This window comes from Amycolatopsis suaedae, assembly GCF_004214935.1.
GTDB lineage: Bacteria > Actinomycetota > Actinomycetes > Mycobacteriales > Pseudonocardiaceae > Amycolatopsis > Amycolatopsis suaedae.
On record NZ_SFCC01000007.1, the window covers coordinates 194,614 to 210,529 of the forward strand.

Below are 15,916 nucleotides of genomic sequence, written 5' to 3' on the forward strand. Positions count from 1 at the left end.
ACGGTCCAGTACGAGGGCGAACCGGCGCCTTGCCAGCGGAAACCTGGGCTCGCCGACTTACGCACCGCCCTCTGGCTCGGGACACTGGGACGTGCCGAAGGTGATCGCTTCGCGACGCATCCGGTGAACGTCGTTACAATGGAACACGGCCCACGGCTGCGGAGGGCAAAACCGCAGGCCGGAGGGTGATCCCCGAACTTGAGGCAGCCGAGGCGCCAGTGTCTCGGCTCGCCATGATCGACCGCTGTGAAAGGGCGTACGTGGCAGCCGCAAAAACCGCAACCCGAGGCGGGACCAAGACCAGCGCCGCCAAGACCTCGACGGCGAAGGACGAGGAGCCGGGCACCACAGCCGACGACTCCACAGGCGCGACGGGCGAGGCCACCAAGCCGAAGGCGACACGTAAGCCGGGCACGAAGGCCGCGGGCGCGAAGAAGGCGCCGGCCAAGACCACGCGTACCCGCAAGACGACCGCCGCCAAGACGACCTCGAAGTCCGACGAGCCGGACGCCGACGGCCCCGGCGCCGGCGAGGAGATCGACGAGGCGGCACTCGACGCCGACCTTGCCGACCTGGAAGCCGTCGAGGTCGACGTCGTCGACGCCACGGTGACCGAGGAAGGCGAGGAGGACGCCGAGGACGACTCCGACGACACGCCGGCCGCCCGTACGGAGAAGTCCAGCTCGAAGTCGTCGGGCAAGTCCAACGACCCGGACTTCGTCTGGGACGAGGAGGAGTCGGAGGTCCTGCGGCAGGCCCGCAAGGACGCCGAGCTCACCGCCTCGGCCGACTCGGTGCGTGCCTACCTCAAGCAGATCGGCAAGGTCGCGCTGCTCAACGCCGAGGAAGAGGTGGAGCTGGCCAAGCGGATCGAGGCCGGGCTCTACGCCGCCGAGCGCGTGCGCACCGCCGAGGAGGAGGGCGAGAAGCTCACCACCCAGATGCGGCGCGATCTCAAGTGGATCGTCCGCGACGGCGAGCGCGCCAAGTACCACCTGCTCGAGGCGAACCTGCGGCTCGTGGTGTCGCTGGCCAAGCGCTACACCGGCCGCGGCATGGCGTTCCTGGACCTGATCCAGGAGGGCAACCTGGGTCTGATCCGCGCGGTCGAGAAGTTCGACTACACCAAGGGCTTCAAGTTCTCCACCTACGCCACCTGGTGGATCCGGCAGGCCATCACCCGCGCCATGGCCGACCAGGCCCGCACCATCCGTATCCCGGTGCACATGGTCGAGGTGATCAACAAGCTCGGCCGCATACAGCGTGAGCTGCTGCAGGACCTCGGCCGCGAGCCGACTCCGGAAGAGCTGGCCAAGGAGATGGACATCTCCCCGGAGAAGGTGCTGGAGATCCAGCAGTACGCCAGGGAACCCATCTCGCTGGACCAGACCATCGGCGACGAGGGCGACTCGCAGCTCGGTGACTTCATCGAGGACAGCGAAGCTGTCGTGGCGGTCGACGCGGTGTCGTTCACGCTGCTGCAGGACCAGCTGCAGTCGGTGCTGCAGACGCTGTCCGAGCGCGAGGCCGGCGTCGTCCGGCTACGGTTCGGCCTCACCGACGGCCAGCCGCGCACCCTGGACGAGATCGGCCAAGTGTACGGCGTGACCCGCGAGCGCATCCGGCAGATCGAATCGAAGACGATGTCGAAGCTGCGCCACCCGTCGCGTTCCCAGGTGCTGCGCGACTACCTGGACTGACCGGCGCCAACGGCCCAAAGCACGTGAAGGCCACCTTCATTACGTGAGACGTGGTGAAGGTGGCCTTCACGTGCTTGAGGCTGCGGCACCAGGCGGACACGGCATAGGCTCAGCGGTATGCCACACGACATCGCTCTGAAGCTGATGAACGGGGTCCACCGGGTACTGCTCAAGGTCACCGGCGAACGCGTGGGCTGGCACGTGTCGAACATGCCGGTGCTGGAGCTGACCACCGTCGGCCGCAAGTCCGGTCAGCGCCGCGCGGTCATGCTGACCACGCCGCTGCACGAGAACGGCAGGATCGTGGTCGTCGCCTCCCGCGGCGGTGACGACCACCATCCCGCGTGGTTTCTGAACCTGCGGGACAACCCCGACGTCGAGGTGGCACTGCAGGGCGCGCCCGCCCGGCCGATGCGCGCCCGGGTCGCCACCGCCGAGGAACGCGCCGAGCTGTGGCCGCGGATCATCGCCGACCACAGCAACTACGCGTCCTACCAGAAGAAGACGTCCCGGGAGATTCCCCTGGTCGTCCTGGAAGCACCCGAGCAGGCCTGACCTACAGGACCAGGCCCGCGCCGCGCAGCGCCTCCTCGACGCGGAGGCGTTCGATGTCGCGGTCCATGCCCTCGGGCACCTCGGCGAGCCGGTGCTCGACGCCGACGGCCGTGCAGGCCCGCACCAGCAACGCGTCGTAGGCCTGCCTGGCTCCCAGCCTCCTGGCCGCAGGAGTGCCGGGACCGTACTGCGCCAGCAACCGGCGGACCCGCCGCAGATCCGCCGCCACCACCTGGATCGGCGGGCCGTCCGCCACCGTGGGCCTGCGCCGCTGCCGCCACCGGCGGACCAGCGCGCAGCCACGCAGCACCAGCCAGAAGGCCAGGCTGGGCGACAGTACGACGACCGCGTACAGCAGCAGGTTGGTGAGCGGGAAACCGGTCACCCAGGCCATCATAAGCCCAGCTCGCGGCATCGTCATCAGTTCGAAGGACCCGGTGGCGGCCGGTGGTGTGCTGAGATGATCGCGTGCCGAAGCTCGACCCCGCCGCGCCGCTGAGCTGGTTTCTCCGCCTGCCGCAGCTCCGCCAGGACATCGTCATCGCACTGGGGTTCTTCGGGGCGGGCGCGATCCTCTACGCCACCGACGTCTACCCGGTGTTCAACACCGACGTCGCCCACCCGCTGTGGGCGCGCTTCCTCGTGCTGGGCACGCTGTGCCTGCTCACCCTGCTGCGCAGGCACACCCCGGTGCTCAGCCTGCTGCTCAGCGCCATCCCGGTGACCGTCGACGCGGTGCTGGGCACGTCGGCACCGGTGCTCATCGTGGCGTCGGACTTCCTCTACGCCGCCACGCTCTACGGTTCCCGGCGCACCAGCAGGGTGATGATCGGCGTCGCCGCGTTCGGCACCATCGCCGCCGCGACCGCCGCGCTCATCGTGGCACCGGACTGGCGTGCCGCCGTGCTGGCCACCTTCGTCTCCATCCCGTTCATCATCACGCCGGTGTGGTGGGCGACCAACGTCCGCCAGCACCGGATGATCGCCGAGGCCGAGCGGGCCAACGCCGTCCAGCTGGCGAGGATCGCCGAACTGGACCGCCGGGCCGCCGTCGCGGGCGAGCGGGCGCGGATGGCCCGCGACCTGCACGACGTCATCGCCGGTCACCTCTCCGCCATCGCCATCCAGTCGGAGGCGGCCCTGTCCATCGCCGCGAGTGCCAAGCCGGAGACCGTCCGCGCGGTGCTGGAGTCGGTGCGGTCCAACAGCGTCGACGCGCTGGCCGAGATGCGGGCCATGATCGGCCTGCTGCGTGCCGACGACACCACCGACGAGGCGACCGCACCCGCCCGGCTCACCGAACTGTCCAAACTGGTCGAATCCGCGCGGGCCAGCGGGATGACGGTCGAGGTCCGCGCCGACGACGCCGCCGAACTGCCTGCCGCGGTCGACCTGACCGCCTACCGCATCGCGCAGGAAGCCCTCACCAACGCCGTGAAGCACGCCCCCGGCAGGTCGGCCACCGTGTCGATCCGCCGGGACGAGGCGGTGCTCACCGTCGAGGTCACCAACGAGCTGCCCGCCGGCCGGGCGGCGGGCAGCGGCCTCGGGCACGGTCTGCTGAACATGCGCGAGCGCGCGCAGGCCATCGGCGGTACGTTCACCGCCGGTCCCGCCGACTCGGTGTGGCGGGTGCTGGCCAGGCTTCCGATGGGAGAACCCGCGACATGACGATCCGAGTACTCGTCGCCGACGACCACGGCGCGATCCGCGCCGGGCTGGTGATGATTCTCGACAACGCCGAGGGCATCGAGGTGATCGGCGAGGCCGCCGACGGCGCCACGGCGATCCGGCAGGCTCGTGCGCTCAAGCCGGATGTCACCCTGATGGACGTACGCATGCCCGGCATGGACGGCATCGCGGCCACCCGCGAGCTGACCGGCGCCGGGCTCGGTCAGGTGCTGGTGCTGACCACGTTCGATCTCGACGAGTACGTCTACGCGGCGCTGCGGGCCGGTGCCGCCGGGTTCCTGCTGAAGTCGGTGGAGGCGGCGAAACTGGTCGAGGCGGTCCGGCTGGTGGCCGCGGGTGAGGGCGTGCTGGCACCGCAGATCACCAGGAAGCTGATCTCCGCGTTCGCCAGCGCGCCGGAGCGGGAGACTACCCGGCCGGCCGGTCTCGACGAGTTGACCGGCCGCGAACGCGAGGTGCTGGCCTGCATCGGGCAGGGGCTGTCCAACGCGCAGATCGCCACCCGGCTGTTCATCGGCGAGACCACGGTGAAGACCCACGTGTCGCGGGTGCTGACCAAACTCGATCTCCGATCCCGGGTACAGGCCGCGATTCTGGCCCAGGAGGCCGGGTTGACCGGGTAGCGTGATCGCATGGCGGCGCCCGTTCCCCGGCTGGACACCCATCAGCACCTCTGGAGCCTCGACCGCATCGAGCGGGGCGACTATCCGTGGATGCCGGACGACGGCCCGCTGCGCGAGGAGTACCTGCCCGGACGGCTGCGCCCGGAACTCGAGCGGACCGGCGTCGGGGCGACGATCGTGGTGCAGGCCGCGCCGAGTGTCCAGGAGACGCGGTACCTGCTGGAGCTGGCGCGGGACACCGACTTCCTCGTCGGCGTCACCGGCTGGGCCGCGCTGGACGACCGCGGGGCGCCGGACGTGCTGGCCGGCCTGGCCGCCGACCCGCTGCTGCTGGCGATCCGGCCGATGATCCAGGACCTGCCCGACCCCGAGTGGATCACCACGCCCACGGTCCGTACCGCGCTGCGCGCCATGGCCGAGCTGGGCCTGCGGTTCGAGGCGCTGACCCTGCCCCACCAGCTGCCTGCCGCCTACCGGGCACTGGCCGAGGTCCCCGAGCTGCCGGTGGTGATCAACCACCTGTCCAAGCCCGGCTACGACTGGGGAACCGACGGCGACTGGCGGGAGTGGCTGGCCCGCTTCGCGCGGCGGCCCGGCACCGTGTGCAAGCTCTCCGGCATGGTCACCGAAGTCGGTCCACAGTGGACACCCTCGAGGTTCGTGCCGTACACCGAGTTCGTGTTCGAGGAGTTCGGGCCCGACCGGGTGCTGTTCGGCAGCGACTGGCCGGTGTGCCGCCTGGCTGCCGAGTACGCCGACGTGGTCAAGCTCGCCGGAACCCTGCTGCACCGCATCGGCCTCACCGAGACCGACGGTTTCTGGCACGGCAACGGTGAACGGTTCTACGGCGTGTCGCTACCCGGCTGACTCCGGCGCCGGGCTGCCGTTGTCCCACAACCGCTGCCGCAGCCCCGCGACGGTCACCGCGCGGCGCGCGGCGGCCGCGTCGCCGTCCGCGACGACGGCCAGCACACCGCCGGGCGTCATGCCGTCGCGGTTCAGTGCCGCGGCGACGCGTTCGACGGTCTGCCAGTGCAGGCCGTTGTCCCCCAGTGAAGGATAGGTGTCCATTACGGACACGACGGCGCCGCCGGACCCGGTCACGAGCCCGGTGAGCAACACGAAGTGCCCGACCCGCCAGCGCGAGGACCACAGGGGCGGCAGCCCGCCGTCGAGGTAGTCCCACAGCGCCCGTTCCGGGGTGTCGTGCGCGCCGAACTCGGCGGTGGCGACGTTCGCGATCACCGCGACACCGTCGAGCCTGCCGAGTCCGGTGAGCAGCCGCTGTACGGCGTCCGGCGTCCAGTCGCCGCTCGCGGGTACGGCGGCCAGTGCCCCACCGGACAGGCGCTCGACGGCCAGCGCGACACCCGCGGCAGAGGTACCGGACGCGTCGGGGTCGGCCGAGGCGGGCAGCCGGACGCGGAAGTCGGCGCGCCCCCGCTCCCCCTCGGGCCAGCTGGGCGGCCCGCCCTCGTGGTCGACGCTGCCGGCCGCGAGCGCGACCTCGTCCTGGTCCGCCACCGCGAACCCGGCGGCACGCAGGGCGGCGAGCGCGGTGAACGGCCCGCACAGCCCGTTCTTCTGCGGCAGCTCGGCGCGGGCGGCGGCGATCAGCCCGGCGGCTCCGGGCAGCCAGGTGGCGACGTCGGCCAGCCGCGGTGCCTCGTCCGCGCGTACCCCGGTTGCGATCAGTACCTCCACAGGTGGGCTGCGACGATCTCGTCGACGGTCTTGCCCTGTGCCCAGGCCAGGTCGGACGCACGGGCGGCCTGGAACGCACCGAGCAGCTCTGCCCCCAACGTACCGCTGACGCGTGCCGAGGCGGCCAGCGCGGCCGCCTGCTCGGCCGGACCGGTCGGCAGACGTTCGATGCCGTGGGACTTGCGGCGGCGGGCGGTCCAGGTGCCCGGGTCGGCGTCGACCGGGTTCGGCGGGACCAGCTGGTCGTCCACCCCGGCCAGACCGCAGGTCAGGACGGCCGCGAGCGCGAGGTAGGGGTTGGCCGACGCGTCGGACGGCTTGAGTTCGACGTTCGCGTGCTCGGCGCCGAGGTAGGGCGTGCCGGGGACGTACCGCAGCGGCGCCTCCCGGTTCTGCACGCCCCAGAAGGCGTAGGCGCTGGCGAAGTAGCCGGGCCGCAGCCGCAGGGTGGACGGCACGCTCGGGGCGGTGACGGCGGTCAGCGCGGGCAGGTCACGCAGCAGGCCGGCCAGGTAGGCGGCCCCGGCGGGGCCCGGCCCGTCGCTGCCGGCGAGCAGGTTGTGGCCGTCCCGCCACAGCGAGGTATGCAGGTGCCAGCCGTTGCCCGCCGCGTTCGCGTCGACCAGCGGGGCGAAGCTCACCCGCAGGCCGCAGGCGTGTGCGGCGGCGTGGATGGTCTGCCTGGCCAGCAGCTGGTCGTCGGCCGCGGCCACCGGGTCGGTGGCGGACAGGCTCAGCTCCAGCTGCGCGAGGCCGTACTCGGCGTGCAGCTGGCCGACCCGCAGGCCGTTGCCCGCCAGGTCGTGCAGCAGCGCGGCGACGAAGTCGTCCAGCGGGATCAGGGCGTGCGGGCTGTAGGCGGGGCCGGGGTGACCGGGGGCGGACGCCACGTCCGGGCTGCCGGCCGGCGCGACGGCGAACTCCAGCTCGTAGCCCGCCCGCAGGTGGTAGCCGCGGCGGGCGGCGGCCGTCACGGCGCCGGTCAGCAGGGTGCGCTGGCAGTACGGCCACGGGCCGCCGTCCTCGCCGCGCACGATCGTTCCCGGCGCCCAGGCGAGCGCGGGCTGGCCGGCGAGCCTGCGCAGGCGGTCGATGTCCGGGACGACCCGTACGTCGCCGGAGGGCGTCGACAGGCCCTCGTGGGCGTAGCTGATGGCGTCGTGGGTGTCGAACACCGCGAACAGTGTGGTGACGCCCACACCGCGGGCCGCGGCGTCGGCCAGCCCGGTGATCGGCACGATCCGCGACCGCGGGATGCCGTTGTTGTCCGCCCAGGCGATCTGGACGCCGGTCACACCGGCGGCCGCGAGGTCTTTCGCGGCCGCCGAAGCCGCCTTCGTCATCGGACCATCGTGGCAGCCCGTGCGTGTCGACCGTCACCTCCACGGCCCCGCGAGCCGAATTGTGACCATTTCGCTGAGAACGAACAAAGCGGTCGGCTCGGCCATTCTCTTGCCGCCATCGCAGGGCTGTGACCTGCGGTTTCACCACCAATGTCGCACTGGGTGCGCGGTGGAGGTGTTCGGCTACGGCATCCGGGGTATTTCCGTGACACACGCAATCCGCGCACGTGGGAACACTTGCGGCACGCCATGCGTCTGCAAGAGTGGAGGCAGCGAACGAAGGCACCAGCCGGACCTCGCTGCTGGATCGATGGCACTGGCGCTGCCCGTGCCGGGACGGAGGGAGAACTCCCATGACTTCGCCGACGCTCACCCGCCCCGAACTGACCGCTGCGGACCGCTGCGACAGGTGCGGGGCCGCGGCCCAGGTACGCGCGATCCTCCGCACCGGTGGCGAGCTCCTGTTCTGCGGGCACCACGCCCGCGCGCACGAGAGCAAGCTGAAGGAACTGGACGCGGAGATCGACCGCAACTGACCCACCCACCGTCCACCACACGAGCGGGAGTCCCCAGCAGGGGCTCCCGCTCGTTTCGTTTCCGAGCCTGACCAGGCTGTTGCAAGAGTTACGCAAGCCCTGCCGCCTAGCTTGGCCCTATCGGCAAGTTTTCGGACAGGAGTGTTGATGCGTCGAAAGTTCGCTGTCGTGGCCGCCACCGTCGCGGTGGGAATGCTCGCGACGGGCATGGGAAGCAGCGCCCACGCCGAGGAGCCGGCCCAGGCCCAGAACATCCCGTGCGGCTCCCTCGGCGGCTTCCCGCCGACCTGGTACCAGTACTGGAACAACTGCGGTCCCGGTTCCGACCTGATCGAGATCGACTGGAAGTTCGCCGACAACGAACAGCGTTGTGTGCCCGTCGGGCTGACCGGCATCGGCTTCGGCGGCCTGATCAACGGAGCCCGCTACCTGCGCGAGTGCTGACCGCTCTACCGCCGGCTGCTCGTGAAGGCCACCTTCATCACGTGAGACGTGGTGAAGGTGGCCTTCACGGCTTCTACACCGTGTCCAGGACGCCTTCGAAGGCGACCTCGGCGGCGCCGAGGAGCTTCACGTCGGCGCCCAGCGCCGAGGTGGCGATCCGGGTGCCGCCCACGGCCCGCGACACCATACTGCGGCGGTGCACCTGCTCGGTGACGTGGTCGATGACCACCTCGGGCAGCGCCGTGAACAGCTCGCCGAGGATCACCAGCTGCGGCCCGAGCAGGTTGACGACGTTGACCAGGCCGAGGGTCAGCCACTCGGCGAACTCGCCCAGCCGCTCCATCGCGGCGGCCGGGTCGCGGCCCAGCTCCCGCAGTTCCACGATCACGGCACCCCGCGGCGTCACCTCGGGCAGGCCCAGCGCGCGGCGCAGGCCCGCCTCGCCGACCTCGGTCTCCCAGCAGCCGCGGCTGCCGCAGTAGCAGTCGCGGCCCTGGGGATTCACCACCATGTGCCCGATCTCGCCGACGTAGCCGGTCGCGCCCCGCAGCGACGAGCCGTCGGCGATGACGCCGCCGCCGACGCCGACGTCGGCCGAGATGTACACCGCGTCCGACGCGCCCTTGGCCACGCCGCGCAGATGCTCGGCGACGGCGCCCAGCTCGGCGTCGTTGCCGACCAGCACCGGGATCCGCAGCACCGAGCGCAGCCGCTCGCCCAGCGCGACGTCGGTCCACCGCAGGTTGGGCGCCTGGTGCACGAGCCCGTCCGAGCGCCGGACGACACCGGGCACCGACACGCCCACCCCGACCGCCTTCACGTCGAGGTCGGCGGCGAGCATGCCGGCCGACTCGATGACGTGGGTGATCACCTCGTCGGGCTCGCTGGACCGGCCACGCAGGTTCCAGCTGTTGCGGCCGAGGATCTGGCCGCCGAGCCCGACGAGGGCGATCGCCACGTGTTCGACCTGGACGTCGACGGCCAGCACCACCGCGGCCTGCGGCTGCGGCAGCACCAGCAGCGAAGGACGACCCGCGCCCCGGCCGGGCCGGGGCACGCGTTCCTCCACCACCCCGGCCTCGGCGAGGCTGTCCACCAGCGTCTTGATGGTGCTGCGGTTGAGGCCGAGCTCCGTTGCCAGCGCCGCGCGCGTGCACGGGCCGCCCACGTGGAGCAGCCGCAGCAAGGTCGTGCGGTTGTGCCGGCGCACCTCGTCGGGTCGGGCAACGGGTGTGCTGGTCACGGGCAGTATCGTCCCATGACGCCGGTCAGCGCGGTGCGACCGCCGCGCGGCGGCGGGACAGGGCATCCACCGTCGCGGCCAGCAGCAGCACCAGACCGGTGACGATGGACACCACGGCGGCGGGCTGCTTGAGCAGGCCGAGACCGTTGGACACCACGGCAAGCACCGCACCACCGATCACCGCGTCGACCACCCGGCCCTTGCCACCGAACAGCGACGTCCCGCCGATGACCGCGGCGCCGACCGCGAACAGCAGCGTGTTCAGGCCACCGGCCTGCGGGTCGACCGAACCGACCTTCGACGAGTAGACGATCGCGCCGATGGCCGCCACCGACGAGCAGATGACGAACGCGCTGGCGCGGATCTTGGTGACGTTGACCCCGGCCCGCCGCGCGGCCTCCCGGTTGCCGCCGACGGCGTAGATGTGCCTGCCGTAGCGGGTGCGGTTGAGCACGTAGGTCCCGATGGCCAGCAGCGCGAGCACGATCGGCACGACGTAGGGCACGCCGGAGATGACGATGGTCGGCGTGGGTGCGCGGTTCAGCGTGAGCAGGTAGGTCACCACGGCGCCGAGCACGGCCAGCGTGCCGACCTTGAACAGCACCAGCGGGGTCGGCTGGGTGACCAGTCCGCGGCGGAGCCGGGAGAAGTGCCTGCCCAGCGTCACCGCGGCGAACCCGCCGGCGGCGACGACGAACAGCAGCCAGCTGCCGGTCGTGGACAGGTTGCCGTTGGCGACCTTGTCCAGCACCGGCGACGAGCTGATGCCGAGCACCCCGCCGTCGCCGATGTACTGCAGGATGACGCCCTGCCAGGCCAGGAACAGCGCCAGGGTCACCACGAACGACGGCATGCCGATCTTGGAGACCAGGAAGCCGGTGATGCAGCCGATGGCGGTGCCGACGCAGACGGCCAGCAGCATCTCGATCCACGGGTTGGCCGGGACACCCGACAGCGCGATCACGATCGCGCCGACCGACATCACCGCGCCCGCCCAGATCCGCAGCAGCAACGCGAGCAGCGCGCCGAGGGCCAGCACGCCGAGCGTGATGTAGAAGACGCCGGTGCCCATGCCGCCGAGCAGGTTGCCGTTGCCGACGAAGTGCAGCGCCATCACCGCCGCGCAGACGCCGGACGCGGTGCCCGCGGACAGGTCGATCTCGCCGAGCAGCAGGACGAACACGATGCCCATCGCGATGATGGTCTGGCCCGCGCCCTGGGCGAGCAGGTTGGCGATGTTGTTCAGGGACAGGAAGACGTCGGACAGGCCGGCGAACACGGCGACGAGGACGACGAGCCCGAGCAACGCGGGCAGCGACCCTAGCTGGCCGGAGCGCAGCCGGACGAAGTAGTCCTTCACCGCCTCCGAGGTGGACATCGACGTGGTGTCGATGCCGAAGTCGGCGATGGCGGCGCCACCGGGCGCGGGTTTGGTGGGTGTTTCGGTCATGGGGTCTGCGTTCCTTGGTGGTTGCGATCGGAGGTTCGTGGGGGGTATTCGGTGGAACCAGGTTTCTGCTGGGAGTGCGGCCGGGAGACCCTCGTACCGGTGTCGTACTCGGGTCTTCCGGCCGTGCGCCCAGCGGGAAGCTGGGCCGCCGAGACCCCCGACAGACTTCCGATCGTGATCACTAAATGACGGCGGCTTCGGGACGGGCCAGGCCGAGGTCGCCGGACCGTCCCGCGGTGATCAGCTCGACGACCTGTCCGTGGGTGACGTGCTTGGTGTGCACCTCGGCGACCATGCGGCCCAGGTACAGCACGGCGATGCGGTCGGCGACCTCGAAGACGTCGGCCATGTTGTGGCTGATCAGCACCACGCCGAGGCCCTGCTCGGCAAGCCTGCGGACCAGGTCGAGCACCTGCCGGGTCTGCGCGACGCCGAGCGCCGCGGTCGGCTCGTCGAGCAGCACGACCTTGCTGTCCCACAACACCGACTTGGCGATGGCCACTGTCTGCCGCTGGCCGCCGGACAGCGCCGAGACCGGCGTGCGGACCGACTTGACCGTGCGCACCGAGAGCGAGGCCAGGGTGTCGCGGGCGGCCTGCTCCATGCTGGCCTCGTCGAGCAGCCAGGAGCCGCCACGCTCGCGGCCGAGGAACATGTTCTGCACGATGTCCAGGTTGTCGGCCAGCGCGAGGTCCTGGTAGACGACCTCGATGCCGAGCCCGGCCGCGTCCTTGGGCCCGCGGATGTGCACCTCCTCGCCGCCGAACGTGACCCGGCCCGAATCGGTCGGGTGGATCCCGGCGATGCACTTGACCAGTGTCGACTTGCCGGCGCCGTTGTCGCCGACCAGTGCGGTGACCTCACCGGCCCGCACGGCGAAGTCCACGTCGTGCAGGACGTGGACGGCGCCGAAGCTCTTGTTCACCTTGTGGAGTTCGAGGATCGGATCACTCATGGGTTCTCCGTGCTGTGGAGCGGGACGGGGCGCGGGTCTCGGGGGATGCCGCGCCCCGTCCCGGGGTTCGGGATGGTTACTGGATCTTCAGCTCGGAGCACACCGGCTGCAGGTCGCCCGCGCAGATCTCGGTCGCCTTGATGTAGCCCTCGTCGACGACCTTCTTGACCTCAGCCTTGGTGATCAGCTGCGGCTCCAGCAGCACGGACTTGACGTCACGGTTGCCCTTCGGGTCCTTGCTGACGCCGGTGGCCAGCGCGTCGGCCGCGGCCTTGTCACCCTTGGCCAGCGCGGCGGCCAGCTTCGCGGCGGCCTCGGCCTCCTGGATGATCGGCTTGAAGACGGTCATGTACTGGTCGCCGCGCAGGATGGCCTTGAGGCCGTCGGCGGTGGCGTCCTGGCCGGTCACCGGGACCTTGCCGTTGAGGCCGTTCTTCTTCAGCACGGTGATGATCGCGCCGGCGAGGCCGTCGTTGGCGGCGACGACACCGTCGACCTTGCCGCCGTTGCCGGTGAGGATCTGCTCGAAGGTCTGGCCGCCCTTCTGGTTGTCCCACTCGTCGATGGCCTGCTTCTGGACCAGCTTCAGCTCACCGCTGGCGTACTTGGGCGCGAGGACCTTCTGCTGGCCCTCGTAGAACAGGGTGGCGTTGTTGTCGGTCGGGGCGCCCTCGATCTCGATGACCTGCGCGCCCGGCTTGTCCTTCAGCGCCTGGGCGAGGCCGGTGCCCTGCAGTTCGCCGACCTTCACGTTGTCGAAGGAGACGTAGTAGTCCGAGCTGCCGCCGAGGTTGAGGCGGTCGTAGTCGATGGTGGGGATACCGGCGTTGCGGGCCTTGGTGGCGACCTGGTTGCCGACCTCGCTGTTGATGGCGGCGATGATCAGGACCTTGACGCCCTGCGCGATCATGCCGTCGGCCAGGGTGCTGAACTTCTGCACGTCACCCTGGGCGTTCTGCACGTCCGGCTCGAAGCCCTGGTCGCGCAGCGCCTTCTCCAGCATGGGCTTGTCGAAGCCCTCCCAGCGGGCGGAGGTCTTGGTCTCCGGCAGCACCACGCCGACCTTGCCCAGCGAGCCGGGGGCCGGGGCCGCCGAGTTGGCCTCCGGCTGGCTCGCGGGCTGCTGCTGGGCGGTGTTGGCCCCGCAGGCCGTCAGCGTGAGCGTGACGCTCGCCGCCGCGGCGAAGAGGGCAAGTGTCCTTCTACGCATCGTCGTCCTTCCGGATCCTGCGGTCGAGGCTGGCCGGGGACTGCGCTGCGCCTCGTCACGCAAATGTTGTGGGCGACAACATATGTCGCCTCGCCCACGATCGGAAGAGCGCTGAATCGATTAAGCGGACATCGCAGACTACGGTTTGGCAACGGCCCGCCCCGGCGTCAGGGCTCGTGAAGGGAGCCCTCACGGCATCAGACGCCTGGGCACCGGCAAAGTCCGGTCGCGGGCAGACGAGGTGGCTGGTCTCGAGCGTGGAACTCGCGTGCCGCAACGTAGAACTCGCGTGCCGGAACGCAGAACTCGCGTGCGTGAGCGCAGAACTCACCATGTGGACCCGGCTCTCACTCCGTGCCGGTCGCCCGCGCGTGAACGGGCCGTTCGCGCGAGTCCTCCGTTCCCGACCCGCGAGTCCCACCGTCGTGCACGCGAGTCCCACGCTCCAGCACGCGAACTCCACGCTCCCGCACCACCACGACTCCCGACTTTGCCGGGGCCTCACGGCATCGGACGCGGCGCCAACGGGCCACTCACCACGACGTTGAGGCGGACGCGGCTACCAGGAACGGAGAGTGACGACTCGCTCTTCGAGCTGCTCCAGGGTGGCCATCGCGGTGGGCGGGCCGCCGCAGGCCTTGCGCAGCTCGTTGTGGATGGCGCCGTGCGGCTTGCCGGTGCGGTGGTGGTACATGCCGACCAGCGCGTTCAGCTCCTTGCGCAACGCGGCCTGCCGCTCGGACACCGACCGCGGCTTGACCTCGACCGGCGCCTCCTGCGCGGGCTTGCGCTTCTTCGCGTCGGCGAGCTGCTCCTCCTGCCGCTTGCGCAGCAGCGCCCGCACCTGATCGGGCTCCAGCAGGCCGGGCAGGCCGAGGTACTCCTGCTCCTCCTCGCTACCGGAGAACACCGCCGTGCCGAACGAGTTGCCGTCGTAGATCACCTGGTCCAGCTCGGCCGAAGCACCCAGCGACGTGAACGCCTTCTCCTCCTCGCCGGGCTCGTCCTCGGTGCGGTTGGCCTGGACCAGCAGCTCGTCGTCCCAGCCGTCCTTCTCCCGGTGCGGCTTGCCCAGCACGTGGTCGCGCTCGGCCTCCAGCTCGCTGGCCAGTTCCAGCAGCACCGGGACGCTGGGCAGGAACACGCTGGCCGTCTCCCCCTTGCGCCGCGCCCGCACGAACCGGCCGATGGCCTGCGCGAAGAACAGCGGGGTGGACGCGCTGGTGGCGTACACGCCGACCGCCAGCCGGGGGACGTCGACGCCCTCGGACACCATGCGGACCGCGACCAGCCAGCGCTCGGTCGACTCGGCGAACTCGCCGATCCGGGCGGACGCCTTCGGATCGTCGGACAGCACCACCGCCGGGGCCTCGCCGGAGATCCGCTGCAGCAGCTTGGCGTACGCCCGCGCCGAATCCTGGTCCGTCGCGATGACCAGGCCACCGGCGTCCGGGATGCCGCCGAGTCGCAGCTGGGTGAGCCGGGTGTCGGCGGCCTGCAGGACAGCGGGGATCCACTCGCCGCCGGGATCCAGCGCCGTCCGCCAGGCCCTGGCGTTCTGCTCGGCGGTCAGCGGCTCACCCAGCCGGGCGGTGAACTCCTCCCCCGCGCTGGTGCGCCAGGACGCCTCGCCGGAGTAGGCCAGGAACACCACCGGCCGGACGACGCCGTCGGCCAGCGCGTCGGCGTAGCCGTAGGTGTGGTCGGCCTTGCTGCGCAGCGCCCCGGAGCCGTCCGGCTCGTAGCTGACGAACGGGATCGGCGAGTCGTCGCTGCGGAACGGCGTACCGGTCAGGGCCAGCCTGCGCACCGCGGGGGTGAACGCCTCGCGGATGGCGTCGCCCCAGGACTTCGCGTCGCCGCCGTGGTGGATCTCGTCAAGGATCACCAGCGTCTTGCGGTTCTCCGTGCGCACCCGGTGCAGTGTCGGGTGGGCGGCGACCTGGGCATACGTCAGCGCGACGCCCTGGTAGTCACTGGAGGTGACGCCGGTGGTGTTGCGGAAGTTCGAGTCGATGGCGATACCGGCCGCGGCGGCCGAGGCCGCCCACTGGTGCTTGAGGTGCTCGGTCGGCGTGACGATCGTGACGGCCTGGATCGTGCGGTCCGACAGCAGCTCGGCCGCGATCCGCAGGCCGAACACGGTCTTGCCCGCACCGGGCGTCGCCACGGCCAGGAAGTCCTGCGGCTTGCTGGTCAGGTACCTGGTCAGCGCACGCCGCTGCCAGGCCCGCAGCGGCCTGGCCGTGGAGTCTTGCTGCGCCGGCGGCGCACCGAGCACGCTCTCAGGCACTGTGCCGTCCCCACTCCCCTCGAACTACATGCGAAGGCCCCCACGAAGGTGCCGGCAACATCGCCGGGCCGGTGAGGGCGCTCGGCCGAGTTTACCGCCCGGCACCGACAACGCTCGCCGACGGCACGCCGTCGCGGGGGATGTGACGAGCCAAACGCAGCGTGATGG

The 15,916-nt window shown here is 71.0% G+C and carries 15 protein-coding genes; 7 read left to right on the top strand and 8 right to left on the bottom strand.

All coding sequences use genetic code 11. The features are described 5' to 3' along the window. Positions 1-260 precede the first annotated feature (260 nt). Both EWH70_RS15430 and EWH70_RS15435 read left to right on the top strand, forming a co-directional pair. Positions 261-1,700 (top strand): RNA polymerase sigma factor, encoded by a 1,440-nt coding sequence (locus EWH70_RS15430; protein WP_130476082.1) that lies wholly within the window; start codon positions 261-263, stop codon positions 1,698-1,700. Positions 1,701-1,817: 117 nt separating this feature from the next. After that, positions 1,818-2,255 carry a nitroreductase/quinone reductase family protein gene (locus EWH70_RS15435; protein ID WP_130476083.1) on the top strand — a complete coding sequence of 146 codons (438 nt, stop codon included), beginning with the start codon at positions 1,818-1,820 and terminating at the stop codon, positions 2,253-2,255. 1 nt (position 2,256) lies between these two features. Here the strand turns inward: EWH70_RS15435 and EWH70_RS15440 are convergent, their stop codons facing one another. Next, complete coding sequence (locus tag EWH70_RS15440; protein ID WP_130476270.1) at positions 2,257-2,649, bottom strand: hypothetical protein; 393 nt, start codon at positions 2,647-2,649, stop codon at positions 2,257-2,259. Between the two features lie 74 nt (positions 2,650-2,723). Here EWH70_RS15440 and EWH70_RS15445 point away from each other — a divergent pair, with 74 nt between their 5' ends. The 3 genes from EWH70_RS15445 to EWH70_RS15455 are packed head-to-tail and all read left to right on the top strand — an operon-like array spanning position 2,724 to position 5,437. Further along, positions 2,724-3,926 (top strand): sensor histidine kinase, encoded by a 1,203-nt coding sequence (locus EWH70_RS15445; protein WP_130476084.1) that lies wholly within the window; start codon positions 2,724-2,726, stop codon positions 3,924-3,926. Continuing rightward, positions 3,923-4,570, top strand: coding sequence for a response regulator (locus EWH70_RS15450; protein WP_130476085.1), 648 nt, complete (start codon positions 3,923-3,925; stop codon positions 4,568-4,570). The genes EWH70_RS15445 and EWH70_RS15450 overlap by 4 nt, the downstream gene beginning before the upstream one ends. A gap of 9 nt (positions 4,571-4,579) precedes the next feature. Continuing rightward, entirely contained in the window at positions 4,580-5,437 is an 858-nt protein-coding gene (locus tag EWH70_RS15455) for an amidohydrolase family protein (protein WP_130476086.1), read from the top strand. Here the strand turns inward: EWH70_RS15455 and EWH70_RS15460 are convergent. Next, complete coding sequence (locus EWH70_RS15460; protein WP_240687017.1) at positions 5,426-6,265, bottom strand: DUF6885 family protein; 840 nt, start codon at positions 6,263-6,265, stop codon at positions 5,426-5,428. The two genes, EWH70_RS15455 and EWH70_RS15460, sit on opposite strands and share 12 nt — an antisense overlap. Continuing rightward, a complete protein-coding gene (locus tag EWH70_RS15465) occupies positions 6,262-7,617 on the bottom strand; it encodes a type I glutamate--ammonia ligase (protein ID WP_130476087.1) in 1,356 nt (451 codons plus the stop codon). Before EWH70_RS15465 ends, EWH70_RS15460 begins: the two co-directional genes overlap by 4 nt. Positions 7,618-7,970: 353 nt before the next feature. Here EWH70_RS15465 and EWH70_RS15470 point away from each other — a divergent pair, with 353 nt between their 5' ends. Continuing rightward, positions 7,971-8,153 (top strand): DUF7455 domain-containing protein, encoded by a 183-nt coding sequence (locus tag EWH70_RS15470; RefSeq protein WP_130476088.1) that lies wholly within the window; start codon positions 7,971-7,973, stop codon positions 8,151-8,153. A gap of 147 nt (positions 8,154-8,300) precedes the next feature. Next, complete coding sequence (locus EWH70_RS15475) at positions 8,301-8,597, top strand: hypothetical protein (RefSeq protein WP_130476089.1); 297 nt, start codon at positions 8,301-8,303, stop codon at positions 8,595-8,597. A gap of 73 nt (positions 8,598-8,670) precedes the next feature. Here EWH70_RS15475 and EWH70_RS15480 read toward each other — a convergent pair whose 3' ends face one another. The 5 genes from EWH70_RS15480 to EWH70_RS15500 all read right to left on the bottom strand — a co-directional run bounded on the left by EWH70_RS15480 (position 8,671) and on the right by EWH70_RS15500 (position 15,748). Then, on the bottom strand, positions 8,671-9,840 hold the full coding sequence (locus EWH70_RS15480) for an ROK family transcriptional regulator (protein WP_165436285.1): 1,170 nt from the start codon (positions 9,838-9,840) through the stop codon (positions 8,671-8,673). 25 nt (positions 9,841-9,865) lie between these two features. Then, on the bottom strand, positions 9,866-11,290 hold the full coding sequence (locus tag EWH70_RS15485) for a sugar ABC transporter permease (RefSeq protein WP_130476091.1): 1,425 nt from the start codon (positions 11,288-11,290) through the stop codon (positions 9,866-9,868). A 181-nt stretch (positions 11,291-11,471) separates the two neighbouring features. Then, complete coding sequence (locus tag EWH70_RS15490; protein ID WP_130476092.1) at positions 11,472-12,245, bottom strand: ATP-binding cassette domain-containing protein; 774 nt, start codon at positions 12,243-12,245, stop codon at positions 11,472-11,474. Positions 12,246-12,321: 76 nt separating this feature from the next. Next, positions 12,322-13,455, bottom strand: a complete 1,134-nt coding sequence (locus EWH70_RS15495; protein WP_130476093.1) for a sugar ABC transporter substrate-binding protein — start codon at positions 13,453-13,455, stop codon at positions 12,322-12,324. 559 nt (positions 13,456-14,014) lie between these two features. Continuing rightward, positions 14,015-15,748, bottom strand: coding sequence for a DEAD/DEAH box helicase (locus EWH70_RS15500; RefSeq protein ID WP_130476094.1), 1,734 nt, complete (start codon positions 15,746-15,748; stop codon positions 14,015-14,017). Positions 15,749-15,916: the final 168 nt, after the last annotated feature.

Coding starts and splice junctions, on each gene's coding strand:
- EWH70_RS15435 (WP_130476083.1), top strand. CDS start 1,818: ATGCCACACGACATCGCTCTGAAGCTGATGAACGGGGTCCACCGGGTA.
- EWH70_RS15440 (WP_130476270.1), bottom strand. CDS start 2,649: ATGGCCTGGGTGACCGGTTTCCCGCTCACCAACCTGCTGCTGTACGCG.
- EWH70_RS15450 (WP_130476085.1), top strand. CDS start 3,923: ATGACGATCCGAGTACTCGTCGCCGACGACCACGGCGCGATCCGCGCC.
- EWH70_RS15455 (WP_130476086.1), top strand. CDS start 4,580: ATGGCGGCGCCCGTTCCCCGGCTGGACACCCATCAGCACCTCTGGAGC.
- EWH70_RS15465 (WP_130476087.1), bottom strand. CDS start 7,617: ATGACGAAGGCGGCTTCGGCGGCCGCGAAAGACCTCGCGGCCGCCGGT.
- EWH70_RS15470 (WP_130476088.1), top strand. CDS start 7,971: ATGACTTCGCCGACGCTCACCCGCCCCGAACTGACCGCTGCGGACCGC.
- EWH70_RS15475 (WP_130476089.1), top strand. CDS start 8,301: ATGCGTCGAAAGTTCGCTGTCGTGGCCGCCACCGTCGCGGTGGGAATG.
- EWH70_RS15485 (WP_130476091.1), bottom strand. CDS start 11,290: ATGACCGAAACACCCACCAAACCCGCGCCCGGTGGCGCCGCCATCGCC.
- EWH70_RS15490 (WP_130476092.1), bottom strand. CDS start 12,245: ATGAGTGATCCGATCCTCGAACTCCACAAGGTGAACAAGAGCTTCGGC.
- EWH70_RS15495 (WP_130476093.1), bottom strand. CDS start 13,455: ATGCGTAGAAGGACACTTGCCCTCTTCGCCGCGGCGGCGAGCGTCACG.